Origin of the sequence: Spirosoma oryzicola (assembly GCF_021233055.1) — a bacterium.
In the GTDB taxonomy this organism is placed as follows: Bacteria; Bacteroidota; Bacteroidia; order Cytophagales; family Spirosomataceae; genus Spirosoma; species Spirosoma oryzicola.
The window spans coordinates 1485134-1504188 of the sequence record NZ_CP089538.1; the positions used below are offsets into that span (position 1 = coordinate 1485134).

Here is a 19055-nt window from a genome sequence, read left to right on the forward strand (position 1 = left end):
AACAAAGGCCTACACAGAGAGCACAGAGTCTCTGTTGCCGCTCTGTAAATCTTGGTTATCTCTGTGTTTAAATCTCTTAAAAACATGTCTCAAAAAATTGTTCGCGTTGGCGACATCGAATGCGGGTCGGATGAGTTGTTTCTCATTTCGGGACCTTGCGTGATCGAAGACGAAAAAATCATGATGACCGTGGCCGAGCAGCTTCGGGAAATTCAGGAGCGCGTCGGTATCAAGATCATCTATAAATCATCATTTCAGAAGGACAACCGCTCTAGTCTGAATTATTACAACGGTCCCGGCCTCGAAAAAGGAATTGCGATTCTGGCGAAGGTAAAGGAGCAGTTCGGTTTTCCACTGCTCACCGACGTACATTACCCCGACCAGTGCGCACCCGTTGCCGAAGTTGTCGATGTGATTCAGATTCCGGCTTACCTGTGTATGCAGACGATGCTGGTAACGGCAGCGGCCAAAACAGGTCGGGTTGTGAACATCAAACACGGTCAGTTCCTGGCTCCGGAAAACATGAAACACCCGGTCAAGAAAGTCGAAGATTCGGGTAACGATCAGATCATCCTGACCGAGCGGGGCTACACCTTTGGCTACAATGACCTGGTAGTCGATCCGCGTAGCTTCTACCACATGGCTCGTACCAACTATCCGGTTGTGTTCGACGTAACGCATGCGATACGCAAATACGGAATTCCATCGGCGGATGCGAAAGGCGGAGCGCGTGAATACCTGCCGGTACTGGCGCGTGCGGGCGTGGCAGCTGGCGTTGACGGTCTGTTCGTTGAAACGCACACTTGCCCATCGGAAGCGCTTTGCGATGCGGCCAGCCAACTCGACATTCGGTACCTGGAAGAGTTTCTGAAGCCGTTGCTCGAACTGCACGCGGTCGAAGTGAAATACCGGAATACACTGCCAGAACTAGCGTAGTTAGCAAGCAAAAATCGTGGTGTCAGGTTCTTAAACCTGACACCACGATTTTTGATAGGTAGTCAGGTTCTCAACCCTGATAGCACCAAATGAATGATATAGAAAAAATTTTTACCGGACTGGGTGGGCAGTTTGTAACGCCAGTCGACGCGCTGACCGAGAAACTACGTGCAGTTCGGGCCATTGTCTTTGATTGGGATGGCGTATTCAACGACGGTGTTAAGACCGGAAGCGGCAGCAGTTCCTTTAGCGAAGTCGATTCGATGGGTACCAACCTGTTGCGCTTTGGGTTCTGGCAGCATCAGAATGGTCAACTGCCCGTCGTTGCGATTATAACGGGCGTCATTAACGAACTAGCCGATGCGCTCGTGCGTCGCGAACATTTCCACGCGTGTTATTCGCAGGCGAAAAATAAAGTAGAAGTGCTCGCGCATTTGCTCGATCAGCACAAGCTCCAACCACACGAAGTTGCTTTCTTTTTCGACGACGCGCTCGATTTGTCCGTTGCCGAAGTAGCGGGCGTGCGCATTATGGTTCATCGCAAAGCCAATCCGTTGTTCACGCGCTATGTCGTTCAAAACGGGTATGCTGACTACATCACTGGTAGCGAAAGCGGCCATTTTGCGGTACGGGAAGGCTGTGAACTAATGCTGGGCTTACTAGGACAATTCGATTCGGTCATGCTCGAGCGTCTACGTTACCGGCCCGTCTACGACCGGTATTACCAGCAGCGTCAGGCTATCGAACCTAGCTACTGGCTTGTCGGACCGAACGGCCCAGAACCTAAAAATCAATAAATCGGCAAAACGATGCAGGAGGATGGTCGTTCCACGAGTAGGAGCCATCGACTCGCATGGATTAGTTTACAGTTCAATTATGATAATCGGTATCATTCCCGCCCGCTACGGGTCAACGCGTTTTCCGGGTAAGCCACTGGCTGACATCGGCGGAAAGACGATGATTCAGCGCGTGATGGAACAGGCTGGACAAGCACAGTCTCTGGATAAAATCATTGTCGCAACGGATGACGAGCGGATCGCTGAAGTTGTAGTACGACTTGGTGGCGAAGCCGTTATGACTCGAACCGATCATCCAAGTGGAACGGATCGTTGCTGGGAAGCGTACAGCCGGTTTGTTACGGATGGGCAAAAAGCAGCCAGTTCGACGGATTATATCATTAATATTCAGGGTGATGAGCCGTTTATTGATCCGGAGCAAATTGACGAGCTAGCCGCTATCTTGGACGGAACCGTTGAGTTAGCAACGCAGATGGCATCCGTCGATTCCGCCGAAATGCTTCATGATCCGAAAGAAGCCAAGATTGTCGTCAACACGCGGAATGAAGTAGTTTATTTCAGTCGGTCGGCTATTCCGTATCTGTGGGGGCTAGACCCGGCGGTCTGGCATCAGCACCACGCTTACCGTCGCCACGTAGGTTTATACGCGTACCGGGCCGATATTCTGGAACAGATTACGCAGCTGCCACCTTCGCCCCTCGAACAGGCGGAATCGCTGGAACAACTCCGTTGGCTCGAAGCTGGTTATCGCATCAAACTGGTCGAAACGCGCCATCAAACGCCAAGTATAGATAGCCCCGGCGATATTGAAAAGGCGTTGCGGGCTATTCAGTAGTACGTAGTTTATTTGTCGTTATCTAATCATGTCGTCCCATCACGTTGTCCGCGAAAAGCAGGAACCTGCTTTGTTGATTGCCAATGGTGAAGCCTGTCAGCCTGAGTTGCTGGGGCAATTGCTGGAATGGAGCCCGACGGTAGTTGTGCTCGACAGCGCGATCTGGCGGGTGCTTGAACTGGGCATCAAAGTGGATGTGTTGCTCGGCGACTTCGACCGGGACCTTGATCTGGATGCCATTCGGGCGCAGCAGTACCCGCTCGACATCGTTCATACGCCTAACCAGGACAAAACCGATCTCGACAAAGGCATTGAGTACTTGATCGAACGAGGTTATCCGGCAGTCAACATTGTTTGGGCAACGGGTCGTCGGGCGGATCACAGCCTGACGAACATGACCAACATTGTTCGGTACAAGGATCAGATTCGTATCGTGATGATTGACGATCATTCCAAGATTTTTCCGTTGGTGGGTCGGTTCGAAAAATGGTACGAGGCAGGTACGCCGATTTCGTTGATACCGGTCGGTACGGTCACGGGTTTTACGTCGGAGGGGTTGAAATACAACCTTCAGGATGATACCCTAACGCTTGGTTATCGGACGAGTAGCAGCAATGAAGCCGCTGAAGATGGCTTTGTACGGATCGAAGCAAAAACCGGTGATCTGCTCATTATGGAATGCTGGGATTAGTAACAGATTCGTTTCTTGAACGAAATCGTTGCTGCAAAGGCTTCTCCACCCATCGGTACAAACCCTGCGACACCAATACCAATACTACGAATAGTGGTCCAATGCCTATTCCGGGTAGGACATGCCCAATGAACTTGCTGACAACGCCGATGTGGATCAGGTAAAACGCATAGGAACTACGGCCCAGCGTTTGGACGATGGGGTAGGCGAGTAGCCGTTGCAATCCTGATTGCTCTCGCAATAAACCGAGTAAGAGAAAGGCCAGACTGATCGGAAGAATGAAGTTGTAGCTTATGACTTCGCTCCATGTCAATACACTAGTGTTTGTCGTCCAGCCCGTTATACAGGTCTGGCTAATCACACAGAAAGCCAGCAAAAGTAAACTCTTCGCTGTAAGGTAACAAGCGTGCAGTAGCTGTCCTCCTTGCCACTGCTGCGCAGCCCACATGCCCGCTACAAACTCAAAAGATCGTCCGGGAAACGTGTAAAACAGCATAAAGGGAAGATTGCCAAAAAGGCCGTGCCAGTTTAAGCTACCAATGGTCAAATAGAGCAACATGCCAGTACTCAGCAAAAGAAATGTAAGTTTCAGCGGTCCCCAGCGCCGAAGTGCCGAGAATAGGAATGGTGCTGCCAGATAAAAACATAGTTCAACCGTCAAGCTCCAGCTTTGGGCGATACCGCTGAATTTATAGTCATCGAAAAAGCCTTTGAGCAGCGTCAAATTAAGTAACAAGTCAAACCAATGAGTTGGTCTTCCCTGAGCGATTGTAACCCCGACGGTTACGAGAAAGATTAATCCATACAGCGGTATGGTCCGGGCGAAGCGGTTTTGGTAATACGTTTTCCATGACCACTTTTCGGAGTTGAAGTACGGTTCGGCGTATCGATGGTAGATCAGAAAACCGCTCAGTGTAAAGAAAATACTGACGCCAATGTATCCCTGATCGAATAGTCGGTGCCACCATCCGGTTGGCTCGGTGCCAGAAACGGGGTTGTAATGGTGCAGAAAAACTAGATAGGCCGCCCCTGCCCGCAAGCCCGTCAGTGCCGGTAAATGGTAGGTTGTCGGAGTCGTTTTAGTCGGATCGGAAAGCATCATCGAACCAGGATCAATCGACCGCGTCGTTTCTTAGTGGCATCTGCGGTGGCGGGCCATTCCTGTCCGTTTTCACGGATCATCAATCGGTACAGATATAGACCGGAGGGCAGGGCGTCGCCCCCGTCAGTGCGTCCATCCCACACCCATTCGTTCTGGCCGATCGTACATGCTAGTCCTTGGCCCGATTTTAACCGACGAACTTCGCGTCCATTTAGGTCGGTGATGGTTAGCTCAATGGTATCCGGCGCTTTCTCACCAGTCAGTTGGAAGGTAAACGTTACTTGATCGCGGAAGGGGTTCGGATAAATTGTGAAATCAGTTAGCGCAGATTCCTGAATGATCACCTCAGCCAGGGTACTGTTGTTTTCCCGATTGTGCTCCCGAATTGAACCCGTTGGGTTAAGCGTAAGCACAAATTGATTTTGCCCGGTTGCTCCGCGAATGCTCGGTATGCTCAGCGTGAACGTATCGCGAAAAGCGACCGCACGTGGCAGCCAAACATCGTAAACGCCTGATTCTTGTCCATTGACGATTCGACGGATGCGGAAGGATAGTCGCTCGTTTCGAAATTGCCCGTAGTTGTCAATTACTATCGTTACCCGTACGGAATCGCTGAACGGCGTAAGCGGCTGGTTGTCTATTCCTCGAATAAGAACTTCACTTTCTACAAAGGCGTAATCGGGCGTATCCATTGGAAACAGACGTATTGCCGGATCACCCTGTAAGACCATCTGCTGAGCGTTCGCCAAGTCCCAGCCACCAGGGTTTTGTGCTAGCGTACGACGGATCGTTTCCTGCTGAAGCTGACCAATGGATTTACCGAGTTGCGTGCTGTCGGCAAGTATTTCGTAAAAATGGCTGCTGTATCGGTCCAGCACGTGGGTATAGCCTAGATGACTGTTTGCCAGAGCGGCAATGGCTCCCCGGTCGGGTGTCAATACCCAATCGGAGCTGAGCGTCGGGCGACTGTAGAAGATGTTGCCGGTGGCACAACCGTTGATCAGCATGAACGGGTATTTGCCTTTATTTCGGTAGCCAAGCGCATCATTGGAGCAGAAGCCAATGTCCAGATCGGTTGCGTCCAGACTCGAATGGCCGAAAAACGTTACGATGCCAACGCCTTCGTTGACCTGCCGGGCAATGCTAACCGGCTCGGTAGCCTTATACGTTGACTTGGTCAGCGCTGTCACCTGCGCTCCTAACGAACCTGCTGACGCGGATTGGCCGTAATTTCCCAGCAAGGCCTGAAACAAGGCGATCTCATTGGGCGTGTGCCCACCACTCAAATGCAGTAGTTTCTTCCGCCAAAGCCGGATTGTTGGTACGGATTCGAACTCTTTCACTTTGTTCAAATAGTCTATTACCTGCTGGGGAGTAACGGCGTTAATGCGCCCCGTTGGCAAAGCCGGTACATCCAGTGGCTGTCCGTCCAGACCTGCCGTGAATAGCATATCCGAACCGGGAAAACCTGCTGTGGGTACCAGATCAATAACGGCCTGATTAGGATCATGCCGAACGCCGGGTGTGCTGCGGCTACGCCCAATCAGCAGCAAATAAAGCGGTCGATCAATAATGGCCTTTCGTTGCCGAAGCATCTGGTCGGCAAACCGTCGGATCGCGAGTGGGTGCCGTTCGCCATAACTGAACTGATCGAAAAGTTGCCCGATTTCTGCCGTTAGCGTGTCATTCAGGCCACCGGCTGGCGAAGCGCGGTAAGCGGCATAGGCTTGTATGGCATTTGGATAGCCTGCCGCTGGCTTCATCAAGTTTCCGTGGCTAATAATCAAGTAAGTTGGCTTACGCTTGGACCAGTCCGTGAATGTGACGGGAGTCATTTCTAAAACGGCTTGTGGCTGGCTCGTACTGAAAAGTGTCCGCTGGGTTTGGGTATTTCGGACGACTAGCTGTACGGAGCCGTTCGGACCAGGAACACTACCGGCTAGAAGTGGAGTCGTCGGGTCGGTGATGTCCCAGAAGCGGGTGCCTGCCGATACACTGTCAAATCGGATAAGCGACCGGCCAGCCGCATTCGGCGTAAGCTGGTAGACGCGCGACGATACGCTATTACCGGTAAATCGTTGCGGATAGCGCAGTTTGATAAACGATATAGAGTAGGCATCTAAAGCGGAGGTATTATCTCGAGAAACGGTCGAAATCAGCAAGCGACCATTTGTACCAACATCCGACCAACGTAGATTCTGTTCGGTGTAGGCATTGTTGTAAAACTGAAAACGCAGGGAGTCAATCAATCGTCGGGATTCGGCGGTAGGGCCAGCGTGGCATTCGACCCGATGCGAACCATAATCACGACCAACTACCAGTAATGCTACCTGCGGGGCTGGACCCGTTCGGAAGGCGTTACGAAGCACAAAGACGTTGTCGTAAAGTTTACCTTTTTGTTGAACGGAGCCCGTGTAGCCTTCGCCCGCTTCGAAATAACTGTATTCGATTTTAGGTGGGATGCCAGCCGCCCAGCCCGGATACGTATCGGAAAACACGCGGATCTCTTCTGCCCAATGATACGCTTCGGGTGATAGATTCAAAACGTCTGCATCGGCATAAGTGACCATTCGTTTGCCGGGTTTGCCATCGAGTCGCCAGGTCAGGAAGTAGGCCGTCGTGTCGTTGAAAAGACTGTAATACGTGTGCGGTTGCGCGTTGACAGGCCGGTAAAGCAGCGAGTCCTGAGACCCGTCGTTACCACGCCCGTAGAACTCGATAAAATCATCGGTGTCGAACCGTTTGTCGGCTTCTCCCGCTACGTAAATGGCCTGTTCGACACCTCGGTGGAAAAGCTGAATCGTTGTCGGGTCAATGGTGTCAAAGGGAATACCCGCCTTTTGCAACGTAGCCGTCGTGATTCTGTACAGGTTGTTTTGAGCGACTAAAATTTTAAAATAGGACTGTTTATAACAGATCCATTCGTTGCCGAGTAGCCTGTTCTGAGCCAGAGTGTAACCTTGTAAAAACAGGATAAAGGTCAGCAGGAATAAGCTACGGTGCATGTCTCCTTGTATTCACCTGAAACAATACAAATATGATGCCCCCGGCTATACAGGCGAGACGCCACTCAACCCTTTTTTGAGCCGTTAATCAGGCAAGATTAAATTTTTTAAAAAGGTACCTTGCATCGCATAGTACCTTATGCTACCTTTGATGTAAGAATTTCGGATACCGATTACCGTCGGTGGTCAACCCGCTCTACTCTAGTCACTGTAAGCCGGAATTCATAATCGCCAGGCCGGGTAGCCAGAGCTTGACAACTACTAAAAGCTATACACCGATGAATATTGAAAATGCTCAGGTGCAGATGCGAAAAGGAATCCTGGAATTCTGCATTTTGCACATTATATCGCGGGGCGAGGTTTACGCTTCCGATATGCTTGACGAACTGACCTCGGCCCGTATCATGGTCGTGGAGGGAACCTTATACCCGTTGCTGACGCGGCTTAAAAACGCGGGATTACTCGATTACAAATGGGTTGAATCCACATCCGGGCCGCCACGAAAATACTACATCCTGACTGAGCTTGGCCGTAATTCGCTCGGTTCGCTCAATGAAACCTGGCAGGAACTGGCCGAATCGGTAAACGCCATCATCAGTAAGACCGATCAGCACAAAAAACCTGCAAACGGTAGTACGCCTATAATCGTCGATCCAGCTAATCCTTCAACCAACGCTTAACCTACTCTCCATCGCCATGAAAAAGACCATAAGTATTAATATAAGCGGGGTCATCTTCCATATCGAAGAGGATGGCTACGACAAATTAAAAAGTTACCTGACATCGGTTCAACAGTACTTTTCGAGCTACGAAGACAGTCAGGAGATTGTTACGGACATCGAGAACCGGATTGCGGAGAAACTGCTCGCCAAGCTGAAAGTCGCCGACAAACAGGCTGTCTCGCTCGAAGATGTCAACGAACTCGTCGCGGCTATGGGTACCGTTGCCGATTTTGAGGCCGTTGAGGAAGAAGAAATACTGGTGACTAGCGGTGGGCGTAATTCGGCAACTGCTGCGGGTAGTTCACAACCCACCAGTAATCCGGTTGGTGGACAGAACACGGGAGCCTACAGTTCCGCACAACCTGCGGGTAATGCGTACGCCGAACCACGTCGGCTGGTTCGCGACATGCGCCGGAAAACACTCGGTGGCGTGGCGGCTGGTCTGGCCCATTATTTCAACATGGACGTTGTGTGGGTACGCCTGATTTTTGTCCTGCTGGTGATTGGTTTGCCGGCCCTGGGTGGCGCATCGCATGGTGACTTCTTCGGTAGTTTGAGCGGCTTTACGGTGATCGTATACATTGCCATGTGGATCGCTTTGCCGGGTGTGACGACGATCGAAGATGACAAAACCGTCAAGAAATTCTTTCGCAATCCAGAAGATAAAGTGCTGGGTGGTGTGGCCTCGGGAATTGCTGCTTACTTCGGCGTTGATCGGGGTGTTATCCGGCTGTTGTTCGTGCTGGGCATTGTGTTCTTCGGTGTAGGGTTTCTGCTGTATCTGGTGTTGTGGATCATTGCCCCACAGGCCAACACACTAACGGAAAAAATGGAAATGCAGGGCCAGCCCATTACGTTGTCGAACATTGAGCACAGCATTAAACAGAACCTGAATATCAACGAATCGCCCAATAACGAAAGTACGCTGACGCGCGTATTACTCTTTCCCTTCCGGGCAATTGCGACCGTCATTGGTGGATTGGGTAGTGCACTGGGGCCGCTTCTGGCCGGTACGCTGACAATTATTCGCGTCTTTGCCGGGTTACTCATGCTGGTCGTTGCGTTTGCGCTGATGGTTGCCTGTCTGGCCATTCTGGGTGCAGGAATTGGCATTCAAACAAGTTTTGGACCGGGTAGTGGCTTTGAGCAGATTGAATTATTTCGCAACGACATTACGCTTCCTATGATTCTGTCCGCATTCCTGGTTGGCTTTCTTCCCGCGTTCGGATTGGCCATCTTGGGGGTTATGCTCATCACTACCCGCAATGTACTGAGCAGCCGTACCGCCCTAACAATAGCAGGTGTTTGGCTCGTTAGCCTGGTCATCTTCGGTGGAACGGCAGCTCCGTTGATCAACAGCTTCCAGCGTCGGGGAACCGTAACGGAAACGCTGGTGCTGACTGTCCCGACCGCTGTCCCAACGTTTGCCATCAATGAAATAGACAACGATAACTGGCGTCCATCCGTTGAACTGCAAGGCTACGACGGGGCCGCCTGGAATCTGGTGCAGCACTTCAAAGCCCAGGGGTCAAGCCGGGCTGATGCACAGGCCAATGCCCGTCAGATCAAGTACGCGTATGTGATTAACGATTCGACAGTGACCTTTGATAACGCAATCGAACTAAAGCCGGGTGCTCGTTTCCGGGCGCAGGATCTGGATATGGAACTGATGATTCCGTACGAGAAACCATTCCGCATGACCAAAGATTTTGCCCTTTTTGTTCGGAATGAGTTTGGTGGAAAAGAAATTGACCGGATGTCATCGAGCCTCTGGAAGTTTACGAAAAATGATGGACTCGTTTGCATAACCTATCCTCGTGAAAAAGACCGCGGCTTTGATAGCGAAGACAATGATGTGACCGACATCACCGATGATGTGCAGAACGCCGTAACTGACGAATTAGGAGACGACTTTGATAATGTTGGCGACCATACCCGTCAGTTCAACGTCAGCAATTTTTCGAAGGTCGATGTGGGTGGCGCGTTCGTCGTTCGTTTCCGCAAAGGCACTACCTACAAAGTCGTCGCCGATGGTCGGGAAGAAGACCTGGAGGACATCAACGTAAAAGTAGACGGCAACACGCTGGACGTATCCATCGAGCGTAACGGTGTATTCGATTGGAGTAACCGCAAGCGCATCGGTCTGACGATTACCGTTCCGTCAATCAATGAGCTTAAGTTGTCGGGGGCGTCGAAAGCCAGCCTGACCGGTTTCGACAAGTATAACACTCTGAGTATCGACATGAGCGGTGCCTGCCGAACGGTGTTCGATGGCGATGCCGAAAAGCTGACAATCAACCTGTCGGGGGCGTCGAATGCCGTCTTACGTGGTCGGGCAAAAGAGTTGGAAGCTGACTTGAGCGGAGCCAGCAAGATCGAGGCAACCGGCATGAATATCGACAAAGCAGCCGTTGACGCCAGTGGGGCCAGCCACGCGACGTTAGGTCAGGTCGTTTCACTGGACTCTGAAACATCGGGGGCCAGTAAGGTAACACGGCAGTAGCGTCAAGCTAACCAATCAACAGTAAAAACAGGCTCCAGTGCACTAGCGCGCTGGAGCCTGTTTTTTTATACGACTCGACATTTATCTGCTTATTGCGCCGTCGGTGTAAAAGAAAAGATTCGTTGATAGGGAATGGTTTACCTTTTGGCTATCAAGCGAAATCGCTATTTGGCGTACAGACAACCAGTAACCTCACTACAGTATGTTTTGGAACAAAACGAAAACCGTTGATCGAACGGCTAAACCTAAAAAATCAGCACTTCGGGAATGGGCTGACTCGGTTCTATTCGCTGTTATAGCCGCCACGCTGATTCGCTTCTTAACGTTTGAGGCTTTTGCGATTCCCACTCCGTCGATGGAAAATAGCCTGATGGTTGGCGATTATCTATTCGTCAGTAAACTGCATTACGGCGCTCGTACGCCCAAAACGCCGTTGCAAATTCCCCTCACGCACCAGAAAATATGGGGTACTAATATTCCATCCTACAGCACGGCTATCCAACTGCCTTCGTATCGGTTACCCGGTTTTTCGCGGGTCAAGAATGGCGATGTAGTCGTCTTCAACTATCCACCGCGTAAAGCGGGTGAACCCGACTATCCAACCGACCTGAAAACGAACTACATCAAGCGGTGTATTAGTATTCCGGGCGATGTTGTGACCATCCAGTCAGGCAACGTGTATGTTAATAACAAACTGTTTCCTGTTCCGGATCAGGCAGAAACCTCGTACTTCATCAAAACCACCGAGGTACTCGACGAACGGTTTTTTCGCAAATACGATATTGTCAACGATTTCAAATCGGCAGAAGGGCCCTTCATTAACTGGCAACCGCTCGAATCATACAACGATTCGACCAAGCTAGCAACCCTCGTTGGCTATCGCGTCAACGCAACGAAGGCTACTATCGACAAGTTTAAAGCATTCGACTGGGTGAAGGGTATCGAACCTATCTTGGAGCAACCGAATCAGGCCCAGCCCGGCATTTACGGTAGTTCTGCCAATCCGTGGAATCTGGATAATTTCGGACCGTTTACCGTTCCTAAAAAGGGGATGACGATTCCCCTGAACAAGCAGACGATTGCTGTTTACGGCCCTGCCATCGAACGGTATGAAGGCAACTCGACGGTTGAAGTAACGCCAGAGCGGATCACCGTTGGCGGTCAGCCCATTTCGTCGTACACCTTCAAACAGGATTACTACTTTATGATGGGCGACAACCGACACAACTCCGAAGATTCACGCGTGTGGGGCTTCGTGCCCGAAGACCATATCGTTGGCAAAGCTGTCTTTGTCTGGATGTCTATTGATCCGGTTCCAGCGGATATCTGGCACACAATCCGCTGGAATCATTTGTTCAGCTTGATCAATTAAGCTGGTTGCGAGTACTGACCGAGATTTCGGTTAGGTGTTTTTTTCGACGTGGCGTTCTGCTTCGACTTCCACCCGTTCTTTTTCTCTGGCAATCTCTTCCTCTTGCTTTTTGTTTTCCCGTTCGAATACTTGAATGAGAACAATGAAATACGAGAGGAGGAGAGGGCCAATAACCAGACCTAAAATGCCAAAGATAGGGACGCCTAGGACAATCCCTGTCAACGTGATGAGTGGATGAATATCACCCATGCGTTTGGCGAGCATAATACGGAGCAGGTTATCAATGTTGATGATCACGATAACGCCGACCAGCAGAATGCCAACCCCGTCGCCCGTGTCACCCTGTGATAACTTGATCAGTCCAGCCGGCCCCCAGACCAGAGGTGTTCCTAACAGCGGAATGAAAGCGAGAAAAAAGCCAACAACGCCCCAGAAAGGCGCATCCGGTACGTTGAAGAACCACAGCGTCAGGCCCGTCAGTATACCCTGCACCAAGGACACCAGTGCCTGACCCAAAACGTTAGCATTCACATTGTTTTTAAGGGATTCGCCCAGTTCCCGTTGGGTATCGCGTTTGAAAGGCAAGTATTTCTGCAAGCCTTTCTGAAAGGATTCCTGTTCCACATACATGAAGTACATGGTGAAGAACATCAGACCTAGGACAACGATAAAGTCCAAAGCTCCACCCGCGATAGATGGCAATAGTCGGCTCGCGTAACCGGCTCCCTGTTGGGCAATGGTACGGATATTCTGCTGGCTCGTGATTTTGTAGCCCGTCATATCCTCCGCTTTTTTCACCAGATTCAGAATGTCGTCGGTGTGCTGACTGTAGTACTGAATTCGCCCGATGAGCATGAGGCTCAGAGTCAGAAAGGGCAGAATGATAACGACCAGTGAAAAAATGATCAGCAGTGTAGCCACCAGGGGGCGGTTCCACTTGCGTTTGATGGCCAGTGCCGTAAACCAGGGGCGCAGGACAACGTAAAGAATGCCGGCACCCAGAAAAGCCGATGCGTAGCCACTGAGTCCTACGATAATAAAGCCGGCAATGATTAGCAGACTCGTTATCAGCAGAACCCGTTGTTGCTGGGAAGTGTATATGTTTGTCATGGAGATAAAGCGTGTTCAAATTCACACTGAGAGAGAAACACGTTATATCCCCTGAATTGTTTTGCTTTTCAGCATTCGGTGGCGCTGAGTGCCAGACCCGCTTCGGAAGTCTCTTTGTATTTGGTGGACATATCGCGTCCGGTTGCTTTCATTACCTTGACGACCGCGTCGAGTGAAATCTTCTGGAAAGAAGCGGCCCCGGATGTAGCCAGCAGAAAGGCGTTGTACGCTTTGACCGCTCCCATCGCGTTTCGCTCGATACACGGAATCTGAACGTAACCGCCAATCGGATCGCAGGTCATGCCCAGATGATGCTCGATGGCTATTTCAGCGGCTGCTTCAATGGCGCCAATCGGACCGTTGGTTTGCGCACAGCGCGTCAGGAAAGCGGCACCCATCGCGGAGGCCGTTCCAATTTCGCCCATACAGCCCATCTCGGCCCCGGAAATACTGGCATTGTGTTTGACCAGAAAACCAATCGCTGCCGCTGCGAGCATTCCGGAGCGAAGTGTCGCTTTGTCGTAGTGGAAATGGTGCTTGGCCAGGAACGTTAGCCCCGGAATAACCCCCGACGCGCCCGATGTTGGGGCCGTTACGACGATACCACCAGCGGCATTTTCCTCCGAAGCGGCCAGGCAGTAGGCATTGAGGAAAATCAAAAAGCTATCTGATGAATGGCTCATGCCCTTTGCCTGCTGAAACAGAATGGGCGCTTTGCGCGTCAGTTTGATCGAACCGGGGAGTGTACCTTTATGGCGCAGCCCACGCCGGACGGCTTTGTGCATGAAGTCCAGAATCTGGTCGATCCGCTGATTGATCTCCGCCCGGCTGCGACCCGTTAGAGCCGATTCGTTTGTCAGCATCAGTTCATCGAGCGAAATATTATGTTTGTCCAACTGCGCTTTCAGCTCGCCCATCGTGCTATAGGGATACGGCACCGACAGCTTGTCAGCGGGAACTTCCGGTTCGCCTTTGCGGATGATAAAGCCACCCCCAACAGAATAGTATTCTTCCTGCTGCAACACCTGTTCGCCCGCTCGTAGCTGAAGCACCATCGTATTGGCATACGGCGAATCGTATCGCTTCCGCTCAAAGTGAATATGCTGTGGGCCTATTTTAATTGGTTGAGTGCCTACCGAAATGGGATAGGAGACGCTCGGGTCACGGAGCAGACTGAGCAGCGCCGTAGGGTCAGTCGTTTCGGGTTGCCAGCCGAGTAATCCGGCGACTACAGCGCGATCGGTTCCGTGTCCTTTGCCGGTAGCGCTGAGCGATCCGTACAAAAGAACGTGAATCGAATCGCTTTGCGTCTGGCTATCGGCTGGTAAGCTGGCTATACGCTGGCGAAAGTCGAATGCGGCCTTCATAGGACCGATGGTATGCGAACTCGATGGTCCAGGCCCTACTTTGAATAAATCAAAAACAGATGTCGTAATTGGCGTAGTAGCCATGTTGATGCGTGTTAATAAAGCAATTTAGCGAATCATGCGCTTGAATCGCAACGGATCGCCCGTAGCTTCGATGTACTAGTGGCTACTTGTGAACGTCTAAGCTTTGGATCTGATCCAGATACTCGGTTGGTAGTAAGATTTGCTGAGTTACGGATCGTAGCCCAAACGCGTTCAGTACTTTGTACAGGCCAATGGAATAACCGAGCCACGGCTTCTGGGGCAACTTTAGTTCCGAACGTACCTGTTCGGGTACAAGAACGGCCTGCGCCTGCCGAAGCAGATCGTACCGCCATCCCCCCAGCTGCTCCCGGTACCGACGAAACAGTTTATCCGTGTATTCGCTGTAGACCAGATCGCGGCTGAGGTGTGCCTCTCGGTCGATTTGCCAGTCGGCGTAGGTAGTAGGTAGATCAGGAACGTGCATACCCGCACCCACTTCCCGGAACGTCCGAAATACTTCCTCCCGTTCGGGGTCGGTCAGAGGGCGGTGGAGCGTTTCGAAAGCCCGCATGGAGTAATCGATGAGCATGTACAGCACATCGCGGTAAGCCCAGTCGGGAATCTGATACCCTCGTTTTCGCTCGACACCGCCGTGAATAGCGCCCATGCGCGTAATGGCCTGTCGCGCTTGCTGCTCGGGCGCAAATACAATTTCCTGCGCGTAACGCACGGTCGAGAACAGCCGCGCGATAGGGTCGGCGGGAAGCTTACCCGTAAAGAACAGCCAGTCTACGGCTCGGTTGAGCGCAAACTCAGCGGCTGATCCGGCAAAGACAAGCAGGATAACGTCAGCGTCGCCCCAAATCCGGCGCACGATGGAATCGGATTGAACAAAAAAAGTACCCGACTCGTAGGGGTGTGAGTATTCGGTGGAAGGCCGGTTTCTGTGGCTCATGCCTGTAACGCTCTGAGTTGATTATGTCGCTGTAGGTAGAGTTTTTGCTTCGCAGACGAGTCGTTAAGAATTCGTAATGGGTATCAATAGAATAAGTCAATTCGCGGCCAGATGGTTCATTCCAAACACCGTGTCCATCCGTGGCCTGGCAAAGTTTGGCCGTTGTGTCGGTTGGGGGTTGAACTCGTAAGCATCCTGGGCCAGGACTACCGCTTTAGCTTGCGGCTTTGGTCAATGGGTTTCAGGTAGGGGGCCAGTTTACTGACTAGTTTCTGGTAACCGATGGCGTTGGGATGCAATCCGTCGGTGAACAACGACTCATCAATTTTGCCGTCACTAGTCAGAAAAACGGTTCCCGGGTCAGCGAAGGTTACGTTTAATTGTGCCGATGCCTGAGCAATACTTTTGTTAAGCTCCCGAATGCGCGGCTCTCCTTCACGACGGGGGAGGATACCCAGCAGCAGAATGGCGGCATTCGGTTGACGGACTTTGATAGCATTGACCAGAAACTTTAGTCCTTCGATGAGTTCGGTATCGGTGTTTAGTTGCAGATTGTTGGTACCGATCATAAGAACAACCTGCGCGGCTGCGTACCCATCAAGTTCGTCGTGGTAAACGCGCCAGAGTACATTCTCGATCCGGTCCCAGCCGTAGCCAAAATTCTGCGTACCCAGCGGTTCGAGTACGGCATTCCAGGAGTCGCTGCCCCGGCTGATGGGCGCTTGCGGCTGACCACCCCAAAAGTGCGTAATGGAGTTGCCCATGAAAACGATGCGGGGAGGCTTCACTTTGGTCAGCGCAATCATATCGCGGTGGCGGGTTTCCCAATCATAAATGGCGGCATCCCGAAATTGCGTGCAAGGCTTGGTTGTCGAATACGATCCGATGGGTTCGTTCAGAATAGGGCGAATGCTTTTTTCGTACGCATCGGCGTAGTGTTGCATACCCAAGTCGGTGGGGTGGGTACCGTCTACGGTGTCGTCCATGTCCAGATGAAAAGTCGTATTAGGCAGCAGATAAATCTGATCGACGCCCTCGCTCTGCAACTGGCTGAAAGCCTGCCGCATGGTTTCATTCACATCGGTGTACAGCTTTCGTCGGGAGGGGTTGAGGCTGCCATCGGTATAACCCGCGTGTTCGACCAACAACACCGGAACGGCGGGACGTTTTTGCCGTAAGGTCTTGACGGACTCCATAATGCGGGTTTTTATTTCGTCCGGGCTAATGCCAACGGTAGCGACCAGATTAGGCAGACAATCCAGAACGTAAAGCTTGGCGTCGATGTCGGGAAGCAACTGCACGATTTCTTTTTCCAGTCGGCCATTACCCGAGAAGCCTAAGTTGATCACTGGACGGTCGAGTTTACGGCCCAGGATGGCGGGCCAGGCCATACCGGGCCGCGACGCACAAGCTCCCTGCGCAATCGATGTACCGTAGACGACGATGGGTTTTTCAACGCGGGTGGGCAAGGGCGTAAACGAAGCGCCTTTTGGAACACCAATCTCCAGCCATTTGACGGAATTGTACAACGGCAAATACAACCGATATTCGCGGCCTTTCTGGTGGTAGGAATCGTTTGGCTCCAGATTGGCAAACCGGTATTCAATCGTGTCTTTAAACGCGTATTTGCCGGTGCACCAGCGCCAATCGCCATCGCTGGTCAGCGCATACAAATCCACCCCGCTAACGCCGGTGGCGGGCATATGGGGCAGGGCGTGCGCACCCGTTACCGCGTACCGGACCACTAGCTGATCGGTGCTGGCCTTGAACCGGATCAATAAACCAGCAGCATTGTGCGACAAATTCCAGACGATATTTCTAACCTTCTTTTCAGCCTGCGCTGGGAGCCGGTCGTATAGACTCTGCACGTCCTTGGGCCAGGCTTGTCCTTCAACGGTAGGGAATTGGCTCTGCGCTGGATTCCACCAAGTGTAATCTGTCGTGGCTTGGGCACGTACCAGCAACTGCTGACACCAAAGCAGCAGGGAAAGAAAAAGTAGTTTTCGAGTCATGGTGCGTCTGTCGCGCAGGAGAGGGAGCACTAACCGTTCCGCAAACGGTGGGTTAACTACTGAACTTTTACGGCTTGTCGGGCCAGCAATTTCCAATCATTCTTTTGTTTGACCCAAACGAGCAGGACCCCTATTTTGACTTGCCCCGTATTGCCTTTATCAATGGTTTCGCCCGTCAGCTTATGACGTACCAAAGCGGTATTGTCTACTACGGTAATGGTCTGATCGGTAAGTTCGATGCTTTTGAAATCGGATGCACCGCTGGTCAGTGCTTCCACGAAAGCCGCTTTGTCTTCAACCTTCCCGCTTGAGTGGCCGTAACTCAGCCGGTCGGACGCAATCGCTTCAAGCCCCGCTTTGTCGGGGTCGATCATCAGCTTTCGTAGTTTTTCGACGGCCTGTGCAACACCTTGATCCTCATTTTGAGCAAGGCTGTCAACGGTGGTTAGCAGACACAGCGCGAGGAGAGAGAAAAGTAACTTTTTAGCGATCATTGTTCTTAGTAGGAAATGTTCTAAATCCCGGCCGGCGGGTTTATCTACGCAAAGTCAATGAGGCCTTGTTGTTTACTTACGCCTGTCGCATTTCGCACCCTCCAGATCGTGCTTATTTTTCGTAGGTGAAGCCTTTTCGAGGTTTTTCGCTCGTCTCCGCCATCTGAGCCCGGAGGGTCGTATGGTCAAACGATTGGTTGACGGTTTTGTGGATGTTGGCGCAGATGGTTTCCAGCGGTAAATCGTTGTCGTCGGTTCCAAACGGGTTTTCGATTTCTTCGGCAATAATTTCCAGGCTGGCCAACACGTAAAAAACGAACACCACTAGCGGAATAACCAGGTAGTGCAGCGCGTGGACGTAGCCAAGCGGTAGGCTCAGGCAGTAGACGACGATAAACTTTTTGATAAAAGAACTGTACGAAAACGGAATCGGTGTGTTTTTAATCCGTTCACAAGCGCCACAAATATCCATTAGGGATTGAACCTCTGGATTGAGCACCAGCATGTGTTCCGCTAACAAGACACCCTTCCGTTGCAATTCGTTGATTCGGCCGAAAATAGCCAGGGCAATCTGCTGGGGTACGTGCTCGTCCAGGTGGAGCTTGCTAATCGGGAAGGATGAACTTTCGGTAAACTCCTGTTCGAAGGAATTCTGGCGCAGGTGATTTTTCAGGGCGAAGGCAAAATTGGAAATCATCGCCTTGAAAAAAAGACGGTTTTCGGTCTGGTCTGTTTCCAGCAATTGATCCAGCTTGAGCGCCATGTTGCGGCAGTTGTTGACCAGGCTCCCCCATAGCTTCCGACCTTCCCACCAGCGGTCGTAAGCCGAGTTGGTTCGAAAAACCAGCAGCATCGAAATTACAAAGCTCAGCAAGGTGTGCATGAGCGAAAAATTCTTTAAATGCGCGTTCTCGCTAAAGCCAAGCTGCTCGATAAAATGAACGATGATGAACGCGTAAACGCTCACACCAACCAAAGCCGGAAACAGCTTACGGGCGGTATCGGCCCGGTTGAAGGTGAAAAGAAAACGAAACCAATCTTTTGAATTATACCGAATCATATCCGAATGGGGTTGAGAAACCGTTATGCCTGTGTGGTTTTTACAAAGCTATCAACTTTTAAAATCAGCT

General features: G+C 51.5%; 15 protein-coding genes. 7 read left to right on the forward strand and 8 right to left on the reverse strand.

All coding sequences use genetic code 11. From position 1 onward, the window contains the following. The first annotated feature begins 84 nt into the window (after positions 1–84). The 4 genes from kdsA to LQ777_RS05995 all read left to right on the forward strand — a co-directional run bounded on the left by kdsA (position 85) and on the right by LQ777_RS05995 (position 3259). Positions 85–936 carry a 3-deoxy-8-phosphooctulonate synthase gene (kdsA, locus tag LQ777_RS05980; protein WP_232561612.1) on the forward strand — a complete coding sequence of 284 codons (852 nt, stop codon included), beginning with the start codon at positions 85–87 and terminating at the stop codon, positions 934–936. Positions 937–1025: 89 nt separating this feature from the next. Further along, positions 1026–1733 (forward strand): phosphatase, encoded by a 708-nt coding sequence (locus tag LQ777_RS05985; protein WP_232561613.1) that lies wholly within the window; start codon positions 1026–1028, stop codon positions 1731–1733. A 79-nt stretch (positions 1734–1812) separates the two neighbouring features. Continuing rightward, positions 1813–2568 (forward strand): 3-deoxy-manno-octulosonate cytidylyltransferase, encoded by a 756-nt coding sequence (gene kdsB / locus LQ777_RS05990; RefSeq protein ID WP_232562806.1) that lies wholly within the window; start codon positions 1813–1815, stop codon positions 2566–2568. A gap of 28 nt (positions 2569–2596) precedes the next feature. Next, positions 2597–3259: a thiamine diphosphokinase gene (locus LQ777_RS05995; RefSeq protein ID WP_232561614.1), complete on the forward strand. Its 663-nt coding sequence runs from the start codon at positions 2597–2599 to the stop codon at positions 3257–3259. On the opposite strand, the gene LQ777_RS06000 is transcribed toward LQ777_RS05995, so the two are convergent. Then, positions 3240–4361 (reverse strand): acyltransferase family protein, encoded by a 1122-nt coding sequence (locus LQ777_RS06000; protein ID WP_232561615.1) that lies wholly within the window; start codon positions 4359–4361, stop codon positions 3240–3242. The genes LQ777_RS05995 and LQ777_RS06000 overlap by 20 nt on opposite strands. Continuing rightward, positions 4358–7366, reverse strand: coding sequence for a putative type IX secretion system sortase PorU2 (porU2, locus tag LQ777_RS06005; RefSeq protein ID WP_232561616.1), 3009 nt, complete (start codon positions 7364–7366; stop codon positions 4358–4360). The genes LQ777_RS06000 and porU2 overlap by 4 nt, the downstream gene beginning before the upstream one ends. 278 nt (positions 7367–7644) lie before the next feature. Here porU2 and LQ777_RS06010 point away from each other — a divergent pair, with 278 nt between their 5' ends. The 3 genes from LQ777_RS06010 (at position 7645) to lepB (ending at position 11963) form a co-directional block, all read left to right on the forward strand. Then, positions 7645–8046 (forward strand): PadR family transcriptional regulator, encoded by a 402-nt coding sequence (locus LQ777_RS06010; protein WP_232561617.1) that lies wholly within the window; start codon positions 7645–7647, stop codon positions 8044–8046. Between the two features lie 16 nt (positions 8047–8062). Beyond that, a complete protein-coding gene (locus tag LQ777_RS06015; RefSeq protein ID WP_232561618.1) occupies positions 8063–10591 on the forward strand; it encodes a PspC domain-containing protein in 2529 nt (842 codons plus the stop codon). A 202-nt stretch (positions 10592–10793) separates the two neighbouring features. Then, positions 10794–11963, forward strand: coding sequence for a signal peptidase I (gene lepB / locus LQ777_RS06020; protein WP_232561619.1), 1170 nt, complete (start codon positions 10794–10796; stop codon positions 11961–11963). Positions 11964–11993: 30 nt separating this feature from the next. Here the strand turns inward: lepB and LQ777_RS06025 are convergent, their stop codons facing one another. The 6 genes from LQ777_RS06025 to LQ777_RS06050 form a co-directional block, all read right to left on the reverse strand. Next, entirely contained in the window at positions 11994–13073 is a 1080-nt protein-coding gene (locus LQ777_RS06025) for an AI-2E family transporter (protein WP_232561620.1), read from the reverse strand. A gap of 68 nt (positions 13074–13141) precedes the next feature. After that, the gene (locus LQ777_RS06030; RefSeq protein ID WP_232561621.1) at positions 13142–14524 is read right to left on the reverse strand and encodes an L-serine ammonia-lyase; all 1383 of its coding nucleotides are present in this window, start codon (positions 14522–14524) and stop codon (positions 13142–13144) included. Between the two features lie 82 nt (positions 14525–14606). Further along, positions 14607–15419, reverse strand: a complete 813-nt coding sequence (locus tag LQ777_RS06035; protein WP_232561622.1) for an oxygenase MpaB family protein — start codon at positions 15417–15419, stop codon at positions 14607–14609. Positions 15420–15625: 206 nt separating this feature from the next. Next, positions 15626–17431, reverse strand: coding sequence for an SGNH/GDSL hydrolase family protein (locus LQ777_RS06040; protein ID WP_232561623.1), 1806 nt, complete (start codon positions 17429–17431; stop codon positions 15626–15628). Positions 17432–17487: 56 nt separating this feature from the next. After that, a complete protein-coding gene (locus LQ777_RS06045) occupies positions 17488–17925 on the reverse strand; it encodes a nuclear transport factor 2 family protein (protein WP_232561624.1) in 438 nt (145 codons plus the stop codon). Positions 17926–18037: 112 nt separating this feature from the next. Then, positions 18038–18985 carry a bestrophin family protein gene (locus LQ777_RS06050; RefSeq protein ID WP_232561625.1) on the reverse strand — a complete coding sequence of 316 codons (948 nt, stop codon included), beginning with the start codon at positions 18983–18985 and terminating at the stop codon, positions 18038–18040. Between the last annotated feature and the right edge of the window lie 70 nt (positions 18986–19055).